This is a genomic window from Synechococcus sp. PCC 7335 (assembly GCF_000155595.1).
Taxonomy (GTDB): domain Bacteria; phylum Cyanobacteriota; class Cyanobacteriia; order Phormidesmidales; family Phormidesmidaceae; genus Phormidesmis.
The window spans coordinates 1,296,854-1,317,945 of sequence record NZ_DS989904.1; the positions used below are offsets into that span (position 1 = coordinate 1,296,854).

Annotated in this window: 14 protein-coding genes (1 of these 14 cut by a window edge); 7 read left to right on the forward strand and 7 right to left on the reverse strand. The window is 48.9% G+C overall.

Annotation, left to right across the window (positions count from 1 at the left end):
- A protein-coding gene (locus S7335_RS05835; RefSeq protein WP_006455616.1) for an alpha-mannosidase crosses the window boundary here: on the reverse strand, positions 1–2,886 show its 5' portion. The gene continues 399 nt to the left of window position 1, outside the view; only the first 2,886 of its 3,285 coding nucleotides appear in the window; it begins with the start codon at positions 2,884–2,886; its stop codon lies beyond the left edge, outside the window.
- A 45-nt stretch (positions 2,887–2,931) separates the two neighbouring features.
- Between S7335_RS05835 and S7335_RS05840 the strand changes: the two genes are divergently transcribed.
- Positions 2,932–4,143, forward strand: a complete 1,212-nt coding sequence (locus tag S7335_RS05840; RefSeq protein WP_006454100.1) for a hypothetical protein — start codon at positions 2,932–2,934, stop codon at positions 4,141–4,143.
- 118 nt (positions 4,144–4,261) lie between these two features.
- Here S7335_RS05840 and S7335_RS05845 read toward each other — a convergent pair whose 3' ends face one another.
- Positions 4,262–5,554, reverse strand: coding sequence for a type IV pilus twitching motility protein PilT (locus tag S7335_RS05845; protein WP_006454545.1), 1,293 nt, complete (start codon positions 5,552–5,554; stop codon positions 4,262–4,264).
- 417 nt (positions 5,555–5,971) lie between these two features.
- Here S7335_RS05845 and rpsB point away from each other — a divergent pair, with 417 nt between their 5' ends.
- From rpsB to recG, 4 genes are all read left to right on the forward strand, one after another.
- Complete coding sequence (rpsB, locus tag S7335_RS05850) at positions 5,972–6,793, forward strand: 30S ribosomal protein S2 (protein WP_006454632.1); 822 nt, start codon at positions 5,972–5,974, stop codon at positions 6,791–6,793.
- 204 nt (positions 6,794–6,997) lie between these two features.
- Positions 6,998–7,657, forward strand: a complete 660-nt coding sequence (gene tsf / locus S7335_RS05855; RefSeq protein WP_006456993.1) for a translation elongation factor Ts — start codon at positions 6,998–7,000, stop codon at positions 7,655–7,657.
- A 668-nt stretch (positions 7,658–8,325) separates the two neighbouring features.
- Positions 8,326–9,804: a hypothetical protein gene (locus S7335_RS05865; protein ID WP_006457448.1), complete on the forward strand. Its 1,479-nt coding sequence runs from the start codon at positions 8,326–8,328 to the stop codon at positions 9,802–9,804.
- A gap of 40 nt (positions 9,805–9,844) precedes the next feature.
- Positions 9,845–12,463 carry an ATP-dependent DNA helicase RecG gene (gene recG, locus S7335_RS05870; RefSeq protein WP_006456196.1) on the forward strand — a complete coding sequence of 873 codons (2,619 nt, stop codon included), beginning with the start codon at positions 9,845–9,847 and terminating at the stop codon, positions 12,461–12,463.
- Between the two features lie 63 nt (positions 12,464–12,526).
- Here the strand turns inward: recG and S7335_RS05875 are convergent, their stop codons facing one another.
- Positions 12,527–13,864, reverse strand: coding sequence for a hypothetical protein (locus S7335_RS05875; RefSeq protein WP_006454042.1), 1,338 nt, complete (start codon positions 13,862–13,864; stop codon positions 12,527–12,529).
- 406 nt (positions 13,865–14,270) lie between these two features.
- A complete protein-coding gene (locus tag S7335_RS05880) occupies positions 14,271–14,696 on the reverse strand; it encodes a CAAD domain-containing protein (protein ID WP_006454553.1) in 426 nt (141 codons plus the stop codon).
- A gap of 601 nt (positions 14,697–15,297) precedes the next feature.
- Here S7335_RS05880 and hflX point away from each other — a divergent pair.
- A complete protein-coding gene (gene hflX / locus S7335_RS05885) occupies positions 15,298–16,920 on the forward strand; it encodes a GTPase HflX (RefSeq protein ID WP_227500048.1) in 1,623 nt (540 codons plus the stop codon).
- A 116-nt stretch (positions 16,921–17,036) separates the two neighbouring features.
- On the opposite strand, the gene S7335_RS05890 is transcribed toward hflX, so the two are convergent.
- A complete protein-coding gene (locus S7335_RS05890; RefSeq protein ID WP_006455148.1) occupies positions 17,037–18,326 on the reverse strand; it encodes a DUF4912 domain-containing protein in 1,290 nt (429 codons plus the stop codon).
- A gap of 322 nt (positions 18,327–18,648) precedes the next feature.
- On the opposite strand from S7335_RS05890, the gene S7335_RS25760 reads away from it, so the two are divergent.
- Positions 18,649–19,440, forward strand: a complete 792-nt coding sequence (locus S7335_RS25760) for a DUF2993 domain-containing protein (RefSeq protein WP_050765783.1) — start codon at positions 18,649–18,651, stop codon at positions 19,438–19,440.
- Positions 19,441–19,468: 28 nt separating this feature from the next.
- Here S7335_RS25760 and S7335_RS05900 read toward each other — a convergent pair whose 3' ends face one another.
- Together S7335_RS05900 and cbiT are read right to left on the reverse strand one after the other, a co-directional pair.
- On the reverse strand, positions 19,469–20,344 hold the full coding sequence (locus S7335_RS05900; RefSeq protein ID WP_006455874.1) for a phosphatidate cytidylyltransferase: 876 nt from the start codon (positions 20,342–20,344) through the stop codon (positions 19,469–19,471).
- A 136-nt stretch (positions 20,345–20,480) separates the two neighbouring features.
- On the reverse strand, positions 20,481–21,077 hold the full coding sequence (gene cbiT / locus S7335_RS05905; protein WP_006455775.1) for a precorrin-6Y C5,15-methyltransferase subunit CbiT: 597 nt from the start codon (positions 21,075–21,077) through the stop codon (positions 20,481–20,483).
- Positions 21,078–21,092 lie beyond the last annotated feature (15 nt).

Here is a 21,092-nt window from a genome sequence, read left to right on the forward strand (position 1 = left end):
GATAGCATAGGTAAAGCGATGAGTGCCGCGGTCGGCTGTTGGGTCGGGCCAGATAGAAGATTTGAGAAGGGTGAGGCGAATATGGTTGGAGCTGACATCGAAGCCATGCTTACAGGTGGTGAGGATGCTGATACCGAAGTTTTGATCGCCTATATCCGCCCAGCATAGTGCGGGAACTTCCCACTGTGCTTTTTCTGCTGCGGTTTGGGGAATGGTTTTTCGAGTGATTGCCCCAAAAGGTATTTCATAGGTTGCTACATCGGATGAGACAGTAAGGGGAAAGTTTACTTTTAACAAAACCTGAGTTTCTGCCCAGATGATTCGATTGCTGACAACAAGAAATGGTGTAGCTGCATCAAGTATGTAGTCTTGTTCAATAAGGGAAACCTCTGTCTTGTAGGTAACGCGTATGCACTGTCTAATGGGACCTGTTTCATGCCATTGAACTGAGAATAGTTCAAGGCTATGTAGTGGATGTTCCTCGTAATTTGGAGCGATGTTCCAGGCATCCCAGTAGCCACTTTGGTCACGGAACAGTTGTAGCTGGTTGCCTAAGCTGCTGAAGGCTTCTGTCTGAGTACTCTTTTCTATCAGGCTAGCAATCTGGCCGGTCAGCGAGTCGACGCAAACTCTAAGGAATTCGTTTTCGAGAACGTATTTCGTTAATCTAGGTGAATCGTTAGGCGTATTCGTGGGACGGATCCAATAGCACTGGTAGCCAAGGGACGGGATGTCTGAGGCCAAGAACGAGATCTGGTGTGGTGCTTTTTTATTGGATAGTTCTGGAGCGTTTTGGCTGGGAATGACTTGGTAGTTTGGATCATAAACTATCCAATCGAGCTGTTTTTTTTCTGGATCTATCTTTGACAAATCGAAGCTGATAACGGCGTCTCGTGACCAGGTGAGCGGGTTGAAGACAAGGATAGGTTTTGCTTCACGATGCGGTGGAGATGGGAATTGGATGGTAGAGGCGATCGCCTTCAAGCTCTCATCTAAGACGCTTTGTCCGATTTGTTGGACCTGCTGCCAACCGTTGTTCGCCTTTTCAAAAACTTCAGGAATGGAAGTACCAGGTAATATGTCGTGGAACTGATTAAAGAGCAGGATCTTCCAAGCTGCTTCGATGTCGGTTTTTGGATAGGAACAATTGGCTGTGATTTGAGCAATGGTGGCAAATACCTCTGCTTGATAGAGGAGATCTTCGCTCTGACGATTGCTCTGTTTTTGGTCGGCATGAGTGGTATAGCAACCGCGATGAAGCTCAAGGTAGAGATCGGATTCCCAGATAGGTAGGGAGTCTTGACTAGATACTTGATCACTAGGAGATTTGTTGGGGAGTAGAGGCGTCGAGGAATGGGCGAGTGATTCTATATATTGGTTTGGGGTAGTGAAGTTGAGTTCTGGGAAGAAAGGGGACTTTTGCCAGCGCCCGGCTTTTTCTAACATGTCTCTAGTAGGTCCACCGCCGTGATCGCCTAAACCAGGAAGCCATAGCGTGTCTGTTATACCGGTATGGTCCTCCCAGTTTTTGGCGTGAGTAGACATTTTGATAGGATCGATATCGGTGCCGATGGGGGGAAGCATGAGGCTAAGGATGCGACTGCCATCTGGCGACTGCCACCAGAAGAGCGAATGAGGAAAGTCGGTCGTATCGTTCCAAGAAAGTTTGAGAGTAGCGAAGGTTTGGATGCCGCCTTGGGTAAGCAACTGGGGTAGCTGCCAGCAGAATCCGAAAGAATCGGGAAGCCAAGCGATTTTGCTTATTTTGCCGAATTTTTCTTGGCAGTAGCGCTGACCGTAGAGAATTTGGCGAACGATGGATTCTCCACTGATGATGTTAAGTTCCGGTTCGATCCAAAGTCCGGCGTCTATACTCCAACTGCCTTCTTCAACTTTGCTCTGAATCTGTGAAAACAGTTCAGGGCGATTGTGTTCTAGCCATTCAAAGAGAGCAGGGCTGGAATGGGTATAGGTAAGGTCGGGGAAGTCTGCTTGTAGGTTGAGAATAGAGCGAAAGGTGCGTTCGGCAGCTTCCCAAGTGTCGGAGATGGGCCAGAGCCAAGCCATATCAAGATGAGCGTGCCCAACGCACTGGATTTGCCTAGCTTTAAGTTTTAGGCTGTAGTGCTTTAGGTCTCGGCGAAGATCGCTAAGGGATTGTTGAAAAGGATGAACGCTTGCGGGGATAGCAACTTGAGAGGAGAGGGTGTCCCAAAGGTCAAGGGCGGTTTGGTGCGAATGGGATGAAGAGAGAGATAGCGTCGACCAAGGTAGATGAGCGATCGCAGCTTTAATTTCTGGCTGGCTGTCGGGTTCTAGAGTGGCAAGAACAGTCAGTTCGTCGGCAATAAAGCTAGGCTCGGGGGTCGGGTGATGCGGGGGAAGTTCGTAGGTGAGATGTGATCGAACTAATGCGCCATTGTCGTGATTAGGACTAACCAGGCGAACAGCTACTTGAAAGGTCTGCCCTATTTGCACACTTTCACTCAAGCAGAGGCGGGTAAAACACTCAAACAAATCACCTGACTGTACAAGCGCTCCATCAACATAAATTTGGGCATCTTCTGCCCACCACGTCAGTGAGAGTCTAAGGATTAAACCTGAGAGCGGGTATCCCTGTAGGTGAGCCGGGACTTCGATGATTTGATGAAGCCAAAGAATCTGTAGTCCTTTGTCCCAAGCGATGTGCTGACGATCATTTAAAGATGCGAGTGGCCAATGAAGCGCGGTAGCTGTTGCGAAAAGATCTGTAGGAGTGAGCTTATCCTTAGGCGTTTCCAGGAGATATTGCCATTCAGTTTGAATATTCTGAGTGTTGAGCTTTCGGAGGCGATCAAGACTGCTTTGTAAATCAGCTGGGAGAAGGGGAACAAGATCTAGGGCCATGACTTCCGGTAAACTTGGGATAAAGAAGAGGTGGGCGGTGTTGGTATGTCTGGCCCGTATCAAAGCAATATATTACGGTTTTTGATCGGGCAGTACCGTTTAGGCCTTGACCGACACCGCCGAGCTGTAATGAATACGCGATCAACCGTGGCTTTAGGCGTTGAGGTGGGGGCTGTGTTAGCAATGACCCCAGTGTATGCCGTGGCTAGACTGTCTCAGTCAGCTAGGCTGCAGTTGCAACAGTCTATGGTGAAACGACGTTTGCCAACAGCTTTCTCAAAGGCGATCAGCCGATTGGTATCTGCAGGCAGTAGGGGATCATCAGGGAATAAGGAATTGAGACTGTCGTCTCGCTCTCTAGCCTCTACCGACAATGGCATTGAGCATAAGGAAACAGTCAGTTTGACTGAGCAGGCTATGTCTAAGCCTGCTGCAAAGTCCATCTCCAGATTTGTGGCGGCAGTGAGCGTCGTGCGAGCGGCGATAGGCAGGATGGTGCTTGCTGGCGCTGAGGAAAACCTTCATCAGAAAAACGATGAGAATGCGATCGCCCCTACTCCTCAATCTGCTAGTTTCTTTGCGAACAAGGGATCTTCTTATCGAGTCAAAGATAGTTTAGTTCGATCAACGCGTTCATTTTGGGTTGCGTTGCTAGAAGCCGTCGCTAGTTTGAAGAGTCAGTGGAACGCGAGAAAACTGGAGGCTGCCTTTACCACTTTGCCAGATCCTACAAGTAGTGAACTACCAAGCAGTTCTCAATCGAGACAGCTGAGTTTGGATCTGGTGGACGCTGCACAATCTTCTAACCTCCTCACGAACAATGAACTTTCTCATCGAGCTAACGATAGCTTAGTTCGATCAACGCGTTCATTTTGGGTTGCGTTGCTAGAAGCTGTTGCCAGTTTGAAGAGTCAGTGGAACGCGAGAAAGCTGAAGAGTGCTTTTACTGCTCTGCCAGATACTACAGGTAGTGAACTACCAATCAGTTCACAATTGAGACAATTAAGTTTGGACTTTGTGAATTCTGTCCCTTTGCCTCGAGGTGTTACTGGAGGTGAGTTGCGTACTACGCCTAGTTCAGAGATTGATCCGATCGCTGCCACAAATAGATGCATAGATACACGGGTGACCGCGTTTGAATATACTGAGCATCCCTTGGAGACCGCTTTAAAGTGGATTGATCGCATCTTGACATGGGTCGAAAGTCGGTGGAAGCTACTGTCAAAAGCTTGGCATCGGTGGCTCTCAAAAACTTAAGTCATGCCAGCTGAAGATAGGAATTGCCAAAGAAAGAGAAAGGCGCCTGAACAATCAGATGGAATCTTCTCGTTTAAGCGCCTCGTATTAGGTTCAGATTAGGTTGTCCTTATCTGAACTAGATGCGACCGCGTAGCATCTGGGCCATTTCGTTTTGCTTCGGTGAAAGTTCCAAGGCTGTCTCCTCAGTGATCCGCTCGGCTTCGTACAGCGCATATAGCGACTGGTTCATCGTACACATTCCATCGAAGGTACAGTTTGGCAAGATAGCTTCGACTTCATCGAGCTGACCTCGCAAAATATAGTCCTTGATTGCGTCCGTGTTGATCAAGATCTCGTGGAAGGCAGCGCGTTTACCGTCAGTAGTGCGGCACAGCCCTTGAGCAATCACACCAACCAAAGATTCTGCGATCGCCACTCGAATGGGTGCTTGCTGCTCTGGCTCATACATCCCCAAGATCCTCTCTACTGTTTTTACAGCGCTGTTAGTGTGCAACGTGCCAAAAACAAGGTGACCAGTTTGAGCAGCTTTGAGTGCAATTTCGATAGTTTCGCGATCGCGCATCTCCCCTACCAAAATGATGTCAGGATCTTCTCTCAGGGATGCTTTGAGTGCGTTGCCAAATTCGCGCGTATGCACACCAACTTCTCGCTGCTTAATCAATGACTTTTGACTCTGGTGAACAAATTCCACCGGATCTTCAATGGTAATGATGTGCTTTGGCATCTCTTTATTGATGTAGTCAATCATGGCTGCCATCGTTGTTGATTTGCCTGAACCCGTCGGCCCTGTCACCAGTACTAGACCCTTGTGGTAGTGACATATGTCTCTAATGATTGATGGCAAATTGAGCTGCTTTATCGTCAAAATCTCAACTGGAATCAGTCTCATCACAATCGATGGACCCTTCAGACTGTCAAAAATATTGATTCGTACCCGCGAAAAGTCATACTGAGCTGCGCCATCAAAATCAAGGGTTTCTTTAAACTCTTCAATTTGCTCAGGCGTCAGAATCTCTGTCAACCAGCTCTCGAACATCCCTGGTGTTGCTACCGGAAAGTCCGTAATGCTAATTTCGCCTCTGTTTCGATAGCGCGGCACCTCACCTACGCCAACATGAATATCTGAATAGCCCTCGTCAAAAGCCTTACGAACAATCTGCTCTAACGTTGGCCCATCACCCTGTCCCTCTGTCGGCTCTTCTATGGGCGGTGGGGCCGCTCGATGCTCAGCAGCTGGCGTAGCTGCCGTAGGGGGCGACTGAATTCCCTGAGACCCGGGCGCGGATGAACGTTGCGATCGCACGGTCGGCGGCAAATTGGGCGACAGGTTACGTTTAGTCCGTGGTGGCGGTGGTAGCGGTATCGCCGGCCTAGGTGACGGTGACTTTGACGATGGCAACTGACTCATTCGGTTCGCCTCGAGAAAAATGCGGTGAGTGTTTTTGCGTATATTTCCTGACCCTACTGGGCAAAGGCAGATACGCGCCTCCTTAGGTTGCCCAGCTATCCAGGCGTTGCCCAAACAACATCGCATAGATTCTGAAGATTCAAAGCTATACAACCCTTTCCCTCTATTTCTTTGGTGTCTTTAGAGAGACAGTCACTTTCCATAGTCACTTCCTAAAAAGCCTCTTTACCAAGCAAATCCTTACAAGAAGATCAGAGTGTACGGAAAACCCTTCTGCAAGCCCCTAGCTCGTTGTGATACCCTACTAAAGCTCTATTAAATTCACACATCTGGATTTTCGGGTGTTCGGTGGACTCATTTGTCTTGACTGGATGCAGCCAGATGGAGGTTTTAACCCGATAAAGGAAAAGAAAATTCATGCCAGTCGTATCTTTGTCTGACCTATTAGAGTCAGGCGTACATTTTGGCCACCAAACCAGACGTTGGAATCCGAAGATGGACGAATACATCTTCACCTCCCGAAATGGTGTCCATATCATTGATCTTGTTCAAACGGCTACGTTGCTCGAAGAAGCGTATCAATATGTTTTAAAGTCTGCAGAAAGCGGTAAAAGCTTTCTATTCGTGGGAACCAAACGTCAGGCTGCTGGAATCGTTGCGCAAGAAGCTAGCCGATGTGGTTCCTATTACGTCAATCAGCGCTGGTTAGGTGGCATGCTCACCAACTGGAGCACAATCAAAACCCGCGTAGATAGGCTCAAAGACCTAGAGCGAATGGAGCAGTCTGGCGCCCTAGCTATGCGTCCGAAAAAAGAAGGTTCTATGCTTCGCCGCGAGCTAGACAAACTGCAAAAGTACCTAGGTGGTATTAAGACGATGCGTCGGATTCCAGATGCCGTCATTATTGTAGATGTTCGCCGTGAATACAACGCTGTCCAAGAATGCCAGAAGTTGGGTCTGCCGATTATCTCCTTGCTAGACACTAACTGCGACCCAGACGTTGTCGATGTTCCTATTCCTGGTAACGATGATGCGATCCGCGCTATCAAGCTAGTAATCGGTCGATTAGCCGACGCAATATACGAAGGTTCTACTGGTGGCAATACGGCTAGTGGCAGTGGTACGGCTTCTGCTCATGCTGCTGATATCTATGACGGTTATGATGGCGCAGATTACAACGATGAAGGTGAAGAGCTCAATGCGAATGCTGCTGACGAAGCACCTAGTGCCGACAGCTAACCGCTTGCCAACCAGCAAAGGGTAATTGCTTCTTAACTTGAACTGATACAGAAGCGATTACTCTTTGCTTAACGTTTCCTCTACTGAAGGGTGCCTAAGAGATTGTTTGGCACACAAAGGGGCTCAACGACAGCTTCTTGGCTTGGGTAGGGAAACTGATAAGTCATACTTGACAAGCTTACTTAACGATAGAACGGAGGCACGATGGCAGAAATTTCTGCAAAGCAAGTCAAAGCGCTGCGCGATCAAACTGGCGCAGGCATGATGAATTGTAAAAAAGCGCTGAAAGAAAGCGGCGGGGATGTCGAAAAGGCGACTGAATGGCTCAGACAAAAGGGCATTACGTCTGCTGCTAAAAAAGAAAGCAGAGTTGCTTCTGAAGGGCTAGTTCATAGCTACATTCATACGGGTGGTCGAGTAGGTGTCCTAGTTGAGATCAACTGTGAAACAGACTTTGTTGCCCGTCGCGAAGAATTCAAAACGCTAGCACAGGATGTGGCGATGCAGATTGCCGCTTCGCCTAATGTTCAGTATGTCAGGGTTTCCGATATCCCTACGGATTTCGCTGAGAGTGAAAAGGCGATTGAGATGGGTCGTGACGACCTTGGCAATAAGCCAGATAACATCAAAGAAAAGATTGTTCAGGGTCGAATTGATAAGCGTCTTAAGGAACTGTCTTTGGTTGATCAGCCCTTTATCAAAGATCAGAACATCACCGTCGAAGAACTTGTTAAGCAGGCAGTTGCTAAGCTGGGTGAGAATATTCAGATTCGTCGGTTTTCTCGATTTATATTAGGTGAGGGAATCGAGAAAGAAGAAGTGAACTTTGCAGATGAGGTTGCTGCTCAAACTGGCAAGCAGTAGGTCGATTAACTTCCGAATGGTTTCTCGTTAACGGTTTCTCGTTAACCTAGCTGTGCACTTTTGTGTTCAAAATAGCTTGTTAGCTAGCAATTAAGTCGGGTTCTTCCTGAAATGGAGAGTCCGGCTTTTGCTGTTTTGTGCAAACTATCGAATCTGCCAGGTCGGGTAGGATAGTCCTACCGGTTAAAACCCATATAAAACGATAGCTAACTTGACTAGCAACGGCAGGAACCCGCGTCGTCGCCGTACAGCGTTAGAGAATGCTTACCAAGGCAGCGGTAAGAGCACCTCGCTTTGCTAGATCTGTTCGCCTTGTTTGTATAGCTGGTGTCGGATGTATTCCTTTAAAGAGATATCTTAAGTACATTCCCGATTGGAAACTACGCAAACTAATCTACAAGCAACAAGCGGCTCTCTAGTTTCTTTGATTTAGAGAAAATGATTTGAATAGGTTGGACACGTTTGCAAATTAGGCACTATCAACTAAGCGGTGTAGCATTTCAAGATAGGAGAGTAAACGATATTAGTGTTGTGAATGATAGAGATATTGATCGAGTCTTAAGCGATCTAGCGGCAGAATCGCTATGGTATAGCCACGTCTATGAAGTTCGATCAGCTGTGATTAGCTCAGCTGCCGTTATCAGTATGAGTGACGTTTGAGAGAGCATATGGTTAAAGCAAGCAGCCAAATTGAAAAAGAGTTGGGATTGCTCCAGCAGCGTACTGAAGATATGGCGATCGCGCTAGAACCAATCTATGATGGCTATTTGAATGCGCTTGCCGAAGCGAGTAAGCAGCAGCTGATGTCAGCGGCCTATCATCTATGTACGCAGGCATATCCTGATAAATTTCTAACGCTGTCTTGGAAGGAACGCAATGAGCTGCAAAAGGCTTTGCAGATTCTAGCTGCTCAAATTCAGTCTCAGCTTCAGCAACAAAGAGCACGCGCTAAAAAAATGAGTCGCCGTCCACAGCGCAATAGTGGCTTAGAATTCTTGCATCGACTACTAGAGTCTAGATCTTCTAGTGCAATTGTCCATGCACCAGGAGACAGTAGTGACGATCTGTTAGAGAAACTCTCGGAAGTCGCTCAGTTGGATCAGCGCTCAGACAGTCTAGATAGAAGTCTAGATAGATTAGATCGGCGCAAGCGCGATCACTCCTCTAACGTGTCTGACATAGATGAGTCGGAAATCATGGAAGACTGGGAAGATATACCGACTGCTGAAGGAGATGACGAGAGCGACTCAACGCCTAGTGAGAGCCTTTTCATGCAATCTAGTCAACCCGACGCCGACGCCTTTACAGCAGTTGATTTGGAAGATATGGATTTCTCCGACTCAGTAAACTCTGAGTCAGAGGAGAGCTTAGATGACGAAGAACTAGATTTTGAGATGGAGGTGCCTGCCGCTGAGCAGCGCCTAACTATCTCTGATGAAGAAGACCTGCTGACTGCATTAAAAGGACTCGCTAGGCATTCTACGGTAGAAGATTCAACCGGTGACGATGAACAGCCGCTTGCACCAGTTCATCTGTTTAGACAGCAAATGCTGATGGAAAAAGGGATTCGAGATGTGTTTAAGACTATCTCGAATGAAGTCAACGAATTGCTGCAGAAGGCTAAGGTGATGCCTAGCTTTCCGAAGGCCCTGATGGCGGCAGCGACCGATTCCCAAGGAATTGGCGAACCGGTGAATGCGGTGCCGAATGTGGTGATGGTTTCTGTCAGGGTGATGCACGGAGAAGTCGGAGTCAAATCTGATGAAGTGCGTGAGGGTGAGCGAGAGCTACCTGGACCCAAATCTGATAAACGGCGACGGCGATCGCCTTCAAACCAGGCTCGTTCCACGTCTTCCCGCTCCACACCTTCTCGTTCTAAATCTAGTAGAGCCTCTTCCCCTCGTCATCTGGCTCCACACGATATGGTAGAGATTGATACACTACCAGAACTCGCGGTAATCAACCTACAACTCAGTGAAGTGGCCTTTACCGACCCCACGGTCTCTGCTTGGAGGACTCGCCTGCGCAAAGAACTTTCTACCCTCAAGCGATTGGGGACTCGATATACCAAAACGCAGCGATCGCTAGAAACATCTAAGGCTGAGGATGCTTGGCGATCAAGCTGGACAGCTCAAGATAGAGATTAGCCTTGAAATATATCAGCCTTAGAATATCAGCCTTAGATCGATGGAGCCAACAACCACTCAAAAGCTGCAGGCCCAGCCATCAACGCCATCCGATTCGACCCTACCTGACTGGGTACGTCTACAGAAGGCGCTGAGTATAGAGTCGGAGCGAGGATTTAACAACACAAAAGGGCATCAGCAACTATTTAGCGAGTTTCTAGCTAGCAGCCTGCTGAGTGGTTACACTATTTTCTCTGACAATTTTTCCTCTCATCTGAGTAGCGATAAGTGGAAAGAGTTAGCCCGACGGTTTGATAGCTACGCTGAGCTGTCTTTTTCTGCGCGGCAGCATCTAGTCGCTGACACCAGAAGATTTTTGCATCGTGCCAGACAGGCTGCCAATTCCTTACCACTGCTTGCAGAAGGCAACGCTCCCTACACAATCGATACTAAAGGTACTGGCGCTAAAAGTAGCCGAGCTAAGACAGCGACCGAGAGTAAGCGTAAGTCTAGATCGCCTAAGACTACTGATGTTACTGGTCTAGTTAATCGGCCTGATTCCACTCATCCGCTTGATAAACCGCTGACTTATCTCAGAGGGATCGGTGCACACAAAGCCGAGAAGCTAGCAAAGCTAGGGCTGCTGAGCCTGCGAGATGTCCTGTTTTATTATCCGCGTGACTATATTGACTATGCACGTCAAGTCAAAATAAAAGATTTGGTTCCTGGCGAAACGGTCACGCTCGTGGCTACGGTTAAAAAATGCAGCTGCTTCAACAGTCCGCGCAATTCTAAGCTGACGATCTTCGAGATGACGGTGTATGACGCGACCTCTCGGCTGAAGATCAGTCGATTTCTAGCAGGGACTCATTTTCGCTCTAGAGGCTGGCAGGAAAGGCAAAAGCGTCTGTATCCACCGGGTGCGGTTGTGGCTATTTCTGGACTTGTGAAGCAGACGAAGTACGGCATCAATATCGATAGCCCAGAGATTGAAGTATTAGGTGGCCCTGATGAGGCGATCGCCTCGCTAACGGTAGGCCGAGTCGTGCCGGTATACCCGCTCACAGAAGGCGTTGGCGCAGATATTGTTCGCAAGGCTGTGGTGGCGGCTTTGCCGGCTGTGGTGGAACTGCGCGATCCCTTGCCAAGCGCACTGCGGCAAAAGTATGAGCTAGTAGAGCTGGCGGCGGCGATCGCTCATATCCACTTCCCACCGAGTACCGAAGCGCTAGCAGTTGCCCGCCGTCGTCTAGTCTTTGATGAATTCTTCTATCTTCAGCTAGGCCTGCTTCGCCGCCGTGCCGCCCAGCAACAGGCCCAGACTAGCGTCCAGGTGGCCCCGACTGGCCAGCTAATCGAAGCCTTTTACAAAGTCCTTCCCTTTCAATTTACCAATGCTCAGCAGCGTGTCGCTCAAGAAATCCTGAATGATCTGCAAAAGACAGCTCCTATGAACCGGCTAGTTCAAGGTGACGTTGGATCGGGTAAAACCGTTGTCGCTGTCGTCGGCATCTTGGCTGCTATTCAAGCTGGCTATCAGGCAGCGCTCATGGCCCCAACAGAGGTTCTAGCCGAGCAGCATTACCGTAAGCTAGTTGAGTGGTTCAATCTTTTGCATTTACCTGTAGAACTTTTGACTGGCTCGACTAGAGCCGCAAAGCGGCGACAAATTCATAGTGAGCTACTCACCGGAGAATTGCCTGTTCTAGTAGGCACCCACGCACTGATTGAAGATCCCGTTCAATTTCACAACCTGGGTTTAGTCACCATTGACGAACAGCATCGCTTCGGCGTTGCCCAACGCGCTAAGCTCCAGCAGAAAGGGGATAACCCCCATGTGCTGACACTGACAGCTACGCCGATTCCGCGTACCCTGGCATTGACTATCCACGGTGATCTTGATGTTAGCCAAATCGATGAACTGCCGCCGGGAAGAAAAGCAGTTAAGACAACTGTACTTGGCGCCAAAGAACGTTCTGATGCCTACGACTTGATTCGTAGAGAGATCGTTCAGGGTCGTCAGGTTTATATTGTGCTGCCTTTAGTGGAGGAGTCTGAGAAACTCGATTTGCGCTCTGCTATTGAAGAGGGCGATCGCCTGCAAGAAACCATCTTTCCCGATTTTCAAGTGGGATTGCTACATGGGCGAATGAGCTCTGTCGACAAAGACGCTGCGATTAGTGCCTTTCGCGATCAGACGACCCAAATTCTGGTCTCTACCACCGTTGTTGAGGTCGGCGTAGACATTCCTAATGCTACGGTTATGCTAATCGAACATGCCGAGCGGTTTGGCCTTTCACAACTCCATCAGCTACGTGGCCGAGTCGGACGCGGTGGCGATCAGTCTTTTTGCCTACTAATGACCAATAGTAAGAGCGATGTGGCCATGCAGCGGTTGCGGGTGATGGAACAATCGCAAGATGGCTTCTTTATTTCTGAGATGGATATGCGCTTTCGCGGGCCAGGTCAGGTACTAGGCACTCGTCAGTCTGGACTTCCCGACTTTGCGTTAGCTAGCTTAGTAGAAGATCAGGACGTTTTGGAGCTAGCGCGCACTGCTGCTGGTAACGTGTTAGCGCAAGAAAGCGAATCCGGTGATGGACTCACTCGCTGGCCACTGATGGAGAAAGAGCTGGAACGTCGCTATCAGAAGCTAATGGGTGGAGCGATTTTAACCTAGCGCCGCTCTTACGACCTAATGCTTGAGCTAATTCCCAATTGAAAGCCAATTAAGACCGCTCACTTAAATCTCATTGAGCCTACGTAAGAAGTCTGCCTCATCAGGATCACCGCCCTGCTCTGCTAGGTCTGTCTCTGTACTGTAAACAGCATCACGCTCATTCAGCACTTTTTGAGCTGCAAATTGCTTAGCAAAGGCCAACTTCTGCTGGAAAGCAGCGCCCAAACGATTGAGAGTTGTCGCTCTTATCGCTCTTTCTTCATTTCTTTTTTCAATCTTGGCGTTTTGTCTTAGCATCCAGTAGTAGCGAATTAAGGGAAGACCTAGAAACGCTGTACCATAGCCTGCAAGCAGCCAGTAAATAGACTCTACAAAGGCGATGAATTCAATATCAACGGTAGCAGTTTGTAAGAGGTTCCATAGCACAAGCGCTCCTACAAGATTCAGTGCGCCTAGAGCGATCGAGATCATCACCTGATCAGAGGTGGCACTGGTAAATTTTCGCTTAGTTTCTTTGAGATAGGCACTAACAGCTGCTTTTCCCCTTTGCATCGCAGATACTTGTAGCTCTGGGAAGTAGTAGACCATATCGCCAGTTGGGCTCACCTCCGGCTGACCGTTGAAGCGAGTAAGTACAGGCAGCATGTAGTCTTCGTATTCCCGATCTGAGCCTTCGCCTAGATCGTCTAAATAGGGAGTGACTTGTTCGGCAGCGATCGCACCACCATTATTCGTAATCACACTACCAATCGCCTGCCATCGCCGCTCTTCCAAGTCCTCGTTTGGATCACCGTCTCCAAACAAGAAGGAGAAGATTGCTTCTAGGAACGGTAGCTTCTCCCCAGAAGGAGACGAACGACCTCTGCCGCCACTGTAGCTGCCACCATACCGACTAGTGCCTCGATTCGGGTAGCGCCCTCTGCCACGCCCGTATCTGCCGCGCCCGTAGTTAAAGTCGAATAGATAAAAAAAGTTCGTTGGGAAGAATACAAACCCACCCCCTCCTCTGCGATTATCACGGCTGTTACCCCCACCCTGACTGCTCGCTGCGATGACTAAGACAATAATTGCGATCGAAATTATCGCAATCGAAACCATCAGCATGATGCCAAACGAGATGCGAATCACGTAGAACAGTGCGCTCCACACTTTAGACAGTGTTTCTTGAGCGCGCAGTTGCCAGTACTTATTTCGCAGCACACCGCGAAAGTTTCTAGGAAACTCGTAGGCGATCTCTCCCGTCTCTGAGACTTGCATATGTCCTTGCGTCTCAGAAGCTAGCGCTAGTAGTCCTTGCTGCGCTACCTCAACATTTAGTCCCGCCTTGGTCGCAACATCCCCTACCGTCACCCGATAATCGAGAGATTCCACCGCCTGCATGACTTCTTTGTTTAATTCCACGGCCTCAATGCCTCGTATGCTTGTGCTTGCAATTTATTTAGAGTGAGCAAGCGCTGCTTTTATCCATCTACCTAGTATAGAAGTCCTCTCTTCACTCAACAGGTAGGACGAGGTTCGGATCTCTACTAAAATACCGCCGAGTCCATCAAAGGATCAGCGGTATAGAGAGGGTAGATACAGAAACGATGTGCGCGATATACCCTTAAGAAGTCTGTTCCCAAAGAAGTCTGTGCTTACAAGTCTGTGCGATCCATGTAGCCGCGATCCATGTAGCCTCTATCCTTGTATTCCCTATATTAAAGTGAATCTTGTATAGAGATATAGAGGCTACGCGTAGTGTTGTCTTGCGCAAGATACAAACACCATCCAAGCGGAGCAGACTTGTTGCCTAACCTAGAGAGTGTCCCTATAGCCGAGAAGTGCGGCCTAACACCTGGTCTGTGAGCGCGTTAATTTCGCTAGCTAGCTCGCTGCGGTTCGATGCTTTAAGCAGATAGCGATACACAAACCAGCCGCTATATAGCAGGCCGATTAGCTCGAACAAAGGTGCTAGAACGGGCACATCGTTGATTGCTTCTAAAACGGCCAAAGTCAGTTTGATAGAAAGAAACAGACTAAAGAACAGTCCTAGGGCAATTAAGGGGCGCTTGTATTCTTGAAAAAATTCACCGAAGTATTTATCTAGATCGCCGAGCTTGTCTACGACCTGCGCAGTAACTCGCTTGATTTGCTCCATTGTTTCGGCAGACCCAGAGTCGGTGGGAGAACTGCCGCCGATTGAGTCGTTGTTTTCAGTAAAGATAGTACTTTCTGTTTGTGTGTCTGTCGCCATAACTAAGTCTTCCGAGTGAACAACATATGGGCTATATACTCTGCTCCAAAGCCAGTGCTCTAGAGCCATCAGCCTCAGAAAATAAGTGAAGCAGGCCGGCTGGATAAAGTAACAGCAAACCTCAGAAGCTCTGTAAACTACGGAGCAGAGAGGATGAATCAAGGCATCATAATAGCGCCTCTTTTATTAAGTGCCAAATATCCTAAATATTGACTAAGTATCTATTTAGGATATGTGGATCTACTTAAGGTATATCGGTACTGTTACCGATCTGTGTCTGTATCCTGATGGTATATATCCTGACGCATCATATGTCCTAAGACACATATTTTCCAATTGGAAATAAGGGATTGGAGATAAGGGAACAAGACCAAAAATAATCGTACTACCTTTTGTACTATATATTGGTGCTGCTAAACGACTGAGTAGACAAATATTTAGTAGACAAATGTGACGCTTGGTAGGCGATCGCCCATTCATCCCTAGCCGATTCCTTAAAATAGAAAGCACGTATACTAAAGTGCTACAGGAACATCCCATAGAAAAAATCTACGGCGAGCTCAAAGGTCTAAAGTCTAGCCAGCTAAAAGAGCTTCAAAGAATTTATCACCAGCGGTTACCGATAGATCGGGTAACAACGCCGGAGTTCGCGCAGAGATTGGCTGCGGTTAGTACCGATATCAATCAAGCGATCTGTGCGTATGTCGATAGGCGTGGTCATGTCATCCGAGTAGGCGTCGGCAGTCCTCGTAAAACTCAGATTCCGGTTTTAGAGCTGCCTCGCTATGGTGCAGAACGACTGTGCGGCATTCGCTGCATCGCGACACAACTTAAGCTAGAGCCGCCAAGCCACAGTGTGCTGACAGCCATGGCAATCCAGCGGCTAGATGCTATGGCGTTGTTGACTTTGACCGGTACAGGCTTCAAACGTAAGGGTGGCGGAGCGACCGGCTACATTCGTGATGCCTATCTTGCTCATCTAGTGCCTAACCCCAAAGAGCAGTGGGCGGTCTCAGACCCACTTAGCCTTGAAGCGCTAGATCAGCAGGACTTTCTAAATCTTGCTGAAAGTTTAGAAGAGGAGTTTCGGCGAGAATTTATTGCTCAGCAGGTAGACAGCGACCATGATCGCGTTTTGGTGGTCGGTCTACTAACTGAAAAAATGGCAGAGGAGTCATTTAGGAACGGGCTAGCTGAAATTGAACGACTCGTAGAAACAGCGGGTGGTGATGTTTTACAGGTGACTAAGCAGAAGCGATCGCGTCCCCACCCTCAAACGGTCATCGGCGCTGGTAAAGTCGACGAGATTGCCCTTTCTGTGCAAACGCTAGGAGCCAACTTGATCGTCTTCAACCGCGATCTTTCACCCGGCCAAATCCGTAATTTGGAAAAACACGTTGGCGTTCGCGTGGTTGATCGTACTGAACTTATTCTGGATATCTTTGCCCAACGTGCCAAATCGGGAGAAGGTAAGCTACAAGTCGAACTTGCGCAGCTAGAGTATCAACTCCCTAGATTGACTGGGCGTGGTCAGGCGATGTCTAGACTTGGTGGTGGTATCGGGACTAGAGGGCCTGGCGAAACTAAGCTGGAAACCGAACGCCGCGCTATTCAAAAACGCATCACCCGTCTGCAGGCAGAGGTCAACCAGCTTCAGGCTCATAGAACTCGCCTGCGACAGCGGCGGCAGGCTAACTCAGTTCCCTCCGTTGCCATCATCGGCTACACCAATGCTGGTAAATCCACTTTGCTGAATCACCTGACGGAATCAGAGGTTTACGCAGCCGACCAGCTTTTTGCCACGCTAGATCCTACCACCCGCCGCGTTGTTATCAATGACGAAGAGACTCATGAGCTCCAGTCACTTGTGCTCACTGATACCGTAGGCTTTATCCAAGATCTTCCTCCGGCACTGATGGATGCTTTTCGTGCCACATTAGAAGAAGTCACCGAAGCTGATGCATTAATTCATGTGGTCGATGCGTCGCATCATGCTTGGAAAGACCACATTCACTCTGTAATGAAGCTACTGGGTCAAATGCCGATTGCCCCTGGTCCAATTTTGCTGGTGTTTAACAAGCTAGATCAAACTGACACTGACGCTCTAGAGGTCGCAAAAGACGAATATCCTCAGGCCGTTTTTGTCTCAGTTGCCAAGAATCTAGGGATGGATACCCTACGACAGAAAATCCTTCAGCTCGTTCACTATGCGATCACGCACTAAGCGCACAAAGAAAGGAGAAGTCAGCTTTTGGCTTCTCCTTTCTTCCTACTTTGCTTGGGTCGTTGCCTGCTATCTAGGCCTTACCTAGCGTGACAACGCAACTTAAAAGTTAGATCTTAAGCGAACCACTCTTCTACCGCTTCTGCTTTGGTATTAGTGTTACGAGAGAGCGTTTCTCTCTCAAAGTCCATGTGGATAGATCGAGATTGTTCACCGTCTTTAGCAACTGCCACGATAGGATAGCGGATCATGCCGTCTTGAAAGGACATGTGGAAGCGGAAGGTGCCATCAGGCTCTAGCTCAATCTCTTTACCATCGATAGTGACCGTAGCATCAGGCTCAGTCGCCCCATAGACAATGAGCTCCGCATCCGCAATCAGCCAGAATTTACGAGACTTTGCAGGCGGCGCGGAAGGGAACATACCGGCACCAGACATGTTGATTCCAGAGGCTGTAGGGAGCGCCCAAAGCCCCGCTCCAGATGGAAAGACATAGGAGCTAACTGACTGTTCTGGAACTTGATGCATGGAGCCAAAGAGCGAGCCTGCTAGGCGCATCGCTTCTGCGGACTGGGCTTTTGCGAAGATATCGTCGTATAGCGGATTCTCTCCTGTCCGATAACCTGCCTTACCAGCCGCTGTGGCTGCTTTTTGGCTGGGTGAAACCATCTGGGCAACGCTGCGGCCGCGCAGGTCTTGATCCCAGCTAACAGTAACGAACTTATCTTCAATCCAATCAGATGGATAGACAGGTGGAATGCGAACCACAGCTGAGCGTGAGAGCATCAGCCATCGGCCATCGTCACAGATGTAGCCTACTTCGATAGCGTAGTCGCGATCGCTCACTGGAATAGGCAAATACCATTCGCGGGCAATCTCGCCACACTCGTATTGTTGGAGGCTGTGGGGTCTTTGAGTGTTGATGTCGATATCGGTGACATCGTAAAAGCGCAGAGCCAGACGTCTACCACCCTGGTTACGCAGCTCCTGTTTGTGCTCGTTCGGAATATCCCAGTATGCATATGCCCACTGTGGATCACGAGGAAGCAAAACAATTCGGCTTTCCCCATAGCCGTCTGGCAGATCACCTAAGCCGTCATCGACGTTGGCTAGATGTTCCATGCTAAGGTTACGAGTCGCCACGGCTGTCGATGTACTACCCGCAGCTTCAGCGCCACTCGAGAATCTGGCAGCTTCGACAGCGACTTGTCCGGTGATCGGTTCGGTGGTGGTGGTTGGTACGTTACGAACTCCAGCTTCAACCTGCTTTTGCTGGATGGCAGCCACGAGCTCTACTTTTCGCATCCGGCTATATCTAGAAACTTCGTATTCGCTAGCAACTCTACGTAGCTGACGAAGGGTCATTTCTTCTAATGGAATATCAGGAACTGGTGTTGACATGATCATATTAATCCTCATTTTTATCCAAAAGTGATCCCAAAATTAGCAATCGGGGGATCGCTTTTGTTTCAGTAGCTTAATAATAGAGCAAATATTGCTTTGGGGATCGCGGCATCTAACAATATTTTGTCTTGAGAGGCTGTGATCCCTATGTTATGGGATCAGATGGGATCAAAAAGTCATGTATTCATGACATTATATATTGGATATCTCGATGGCATCGGCTATTGAGATACGTTCGAGACCTAGCTCACTTATGATGGTTTGAAATCGATAGTTTGAAATGATTTGGAACTGACAATGAAGGCTGTTAAACACGTGTACGACTGTGGCTAGTTCTGACTCTGACTCTACAGAGAAGGGGGCGCGGAGGGGCCACATTATTGGGCGAATCTTGCCGGGGGCGGTGCAACTGTGGTTGCAGAGCCAGGTGGAACAGGTAGATTCGTTGATGATTGATTTAGAAGGCCGTGATCGCCAGTTGATTTCCGGCTATATTCCTGGCGTCTCTGTTTTTGCTAAGCAGGTTGTCTATAAAGGCTTGCAGCTATCTAAAGTGCAGCTAGCAGCTAAGGAGATTCGGATCAATTTAGGTCAGGTCGTTAGAGGGAAGCCGCTACGGCTGATGAAACAATTTCCGGTGGAGGGACAAGTGTGCCTAAGTGCGGCAGACGTTGCTGCTTCGGCCTCTTCCCCTTTGCTGGCTGCAGGGCTAGCTGACTTTTGGCGATCGCTGATCCAACTCCCAGAGTTCGCTAAGGCCGTGGAGAAGCGCTATGGCATGCGATCGCTCCAGCCGGATACCGAGCTATATACCCCTCGCATTGAATTAGGCAATGGCTGTTTGGCCCTTAGCTTCTATCCATATAGCCAGGGCCAAATTGACAAACAGCCGATTATCTTAGGCGTAGAGCTGTCTGTCGTTTCAAGCCACTTTCTACAGCTAGCATCGCCCCACTGGTTAAGTGATACTGCGATGCTCTCTGATATCACGCAAGGGGAGCCGGTTTCGGCACTCTCTGATTTCTGTTGGAATTTAGGAGAAGACACTCAGCTAACACAGCTAGATTTGCAGACGACTCAGTTAGTTTGCGAAGGTCAATTAACCATAAGACCCTAAGCTTTCTGAAACTTTCTACAGCTTTCTGCTATGGCTGATAATGACTCAGCAGTGGGAGAAGATAAATGACTAGGTAGTAGACCAGTGGTGCAGTAAAGACATAGCTATCTGTTCGATCAAGGATGCCCCCGTGTCCAGGAATCAAGGTACCTGAATCTTTGACGCCAGCATCGCGTTTCATCAGAGATTCGGTGAGATCGCCAAGCAAGCTAGAAATACCGATAATAGTCCCGAGGGCTGTTCCTGTAAGCCACCAAATCGACCAGCCAAGCGACCAGGCGCCGACGATACCGACGCTGACGCTAGCGCCAATGCCAAAGATAGCGCCCTCTACCGTTTTCTTCGGGCTAATACTGGAGAGCGGTGTGCGGCCGAAGGCCCGGCCAAAGGCGTAGGCTCCAATATCTGCGGCCCAGATACAACCAAAGGCAATGAAGGTGATAGTCAGCCCGGTAGGGAGATTGGACCAGCTGAAGATTTTGGGGAAATACCCACCGAAAGGAAGATTGATCGTTGCTTCAGCGCCCAAGTCCCGTAATCGAATCCAGTAGGTAGGTAGATAGCCGCCATAAAAGAGAGCCAGAATGGAGGCCGCAACGTCAGCAATCGTAGCGAACTTAGGTTGGAAGAGAAGATAGAAGCAAATGCAGGTGCCCGCTAGAGCAAGTGTCGCATCCGCAACCGGGGGAGAGATGTGAGCGCTGACTAGCAATATCTGACTGACTATCAGCGTCGTTTTGGCTGCAGGGTTGATACCTTTGGCGCGAACTAGCCCAAAGACTTCTAGCTGCCCAAGATAGACGATGATGCCAAATCCAAAGGTAAAGTACCATCCGCCTAAGATAATCAGGGCGACGGCGATGGCGATCGCGACAATTCCACTGGCAATGCGAACCCACGGCATAGACGTGTTAACTCAGGTGAACGGCAGTCTCACAGGTACGCAGTTGCGAAACGAGAGAGGTATTAATCGAGATTGATTGATCCATATGGATTGATCTATACAGCTAAGTCTAACTTGATTGTTGGGCGTTCTCTGCCTATTCAAGTTTGTCGCCGCTGATAATGAAGATCGGATCGAGGCCTGCGAAGACTTGCCGATTGCCTTTCGTTTCTAAACGGTTGACGTTAGGCTGGGCAACCTCAATGTTACGGACTTGCAACTTGGCGAAGGTCTCGGAGGCAGCATAGAGCGCTTCGAGATTATTTGCGGTAACCACAATCCGACCGTTGTGCGCAAGCTTTTGCCACACGGTTTCGAGTGTCGTTCGAAGGGGTGCGCCTTCAATCAAGATGCAGTTGGGCTGGTCTTTGATGTGATGGAGGCATTCGGGGGCATTGCCAGATATGACTTCTATGTTGGTAATCGCAAAGCGATCGCAGTTTGTTTTAATGAGTTTGGCAACTTCTTCATCTCGTTCGACTGCCGTCATGGTTCCTTTTGGACATAGCAGAGCCGCTTCGATGGCAATCGTTCCTGTCCCCGCACCAATATCCCAGAGATAAGCATCAGGCTTTAGTCTCAAGTAGCCAATCACTAGCAGGCGAACTTCTCGCTTTGTCAGGGGAATGCCAGGAAGCTGCTGAAATAGCTGGTCGGGAATGCCGGGGGTGACGTAGGGCCAGAGTTCAGACATACGAGATGGCAAGCG